This window comes from Bradyrhizobium sp. P2_E8, from assembly GCF_056403875.1.
Map to the genome: position 1 here is coordinate 1 of NZ_JBFUES010001399.1, position 1,462 is coordinate 1,462.

The window sequence follows — 1,462 nt, forward strand, 5'->3', positions numbered from 1 at the left end:
GAACTCGGCCGTACGAGAAATATTTCCTGAAAAACGGCTGATCTGTGCAATCAAATAGTCGCGCTCGAACACTTCGCGCGCTTCGCGCAGCGGCAGGCCCATGATGTGCTCACCATTGTTGCTGGTCGGCATCGCCGGCACCATGGAGCCCACGTCCTGCGGCAACATGTCGGCGGTGATGATCACTTCCGGTCCGCCTGCGGCCAGAATCATGACTCTCTCAACGTTGTTGCGAAGCTGGCGCACGTTGCCGGGCCAGACATGCGATTGCAGCACCGCCATCGCGTCCTGCCCGATCTGCCGCTTGGGCAGGCCGCTGCCGGCCGAGATCTGCTCCATGAAGTAGTCGATCAGTTCCGGAATATCCTCGCGCCGCTCCGAGAGTGCGGGCACGCGGATCGGCACCACCGAGAGGCGATGATAGAGGTCCTCGCGGAAATGGCCGGCCGCGATCTCCTCCTCCAGGTTGCGCGCCGTCGAGGAGATGATGCGCACGTCGACCTGCACCTTGGCGGTGCCGGCGACGCGCTGGAACGACTGCTCGACCAGCACGCGCAGGATCTTGTTCTGGGTCTCGCGCGGCATGTCCGCGATCTCGTCGATGAAGAGCGTGCCGCCATGCGCTTCCTCGAGCGCACCGGGCTTGCGCGGCTGCTCGCCATTGGACTGCTCGACGCCGAACAGCTCGTRCTCCATCCGCTCGGGCGTGATCGCGGCAGCGTTGATGACGACGAAGGGACCGTCGGCGCGACCCGAGGCGGTGTGCAGCGTGCGCGCAGTCAGCTCCTTGCCGGCGCCGGCGGGGCCGACGATCAGGATGCGGCTGTTGGCCTTGGCCGCGCGCTCGATGGTCTGGCGCAGCTGGTTCATGCTGGGCGAGCGGCCGACCAGCGAGCTTGCGCTCGGCGCGAGCTGCTTCAGCTCCTTGACCTCGCGCTTCAGCCGCGAGTTCTCCAGCGCGCGGTTGGCGACCAGGATCAGCCGGTCCGCCTTGAACGGCTTCTCGATGAAGTCGTAGGCGCCGCGCTTGATCGCGGCGACCGCGGTCTCGATGTTGCCGTGGCCGGAGATCATCACGACCGGCAGATCGGCATTGTCCTTCTTGACCTGCTCCAGGAGTTGCAAGCCGTCGAGCTTGGAGCCCTGGAGCCAGATGTCGAGGAACACCAGATGCGGCCTGCGGTTGGCGATTTCGGCCAACGCCGAGTCGCTGTCGCGTGCGGTCCGGGTGACGAACCCCTCGTCCTCGAGGATGCCCGCAACGAGATCCCGAATATCGGCCTCATCATCGACAATCAGAATTTCACTTGCCATGGGTCGCGCCTGTCTTGTCAGCTGCCTGTTGAGGCTTCGATCTTCGTTGAATCATTGGTCATTTCAGCCGGCTCTTTGGTTTCGGCAACCGGCCCTTTTGTTTCCGTGTCCTTGATGGATTCCTTGGCGATTTCCGCTTCCTTGATCG

The 1,462-nt window shown here is 63.7% G+C and carries 1 protein-coding gene; it reads right to left on the minus strand.

Annotated elements, in window-relative coordinates; genetic code table 11:
* The coding region (gene ntrX / locus AC1D00_RS40815; protein WP_477014605.1) for a nitrogen assimilation response regulator NtrX at positions 1-1,314 on the minus strand (1,314 nt) is incomplete at its 3' end.
* Between the last annotated feature and the right edge of the window lie 148 nt (positions 1,315-1,462).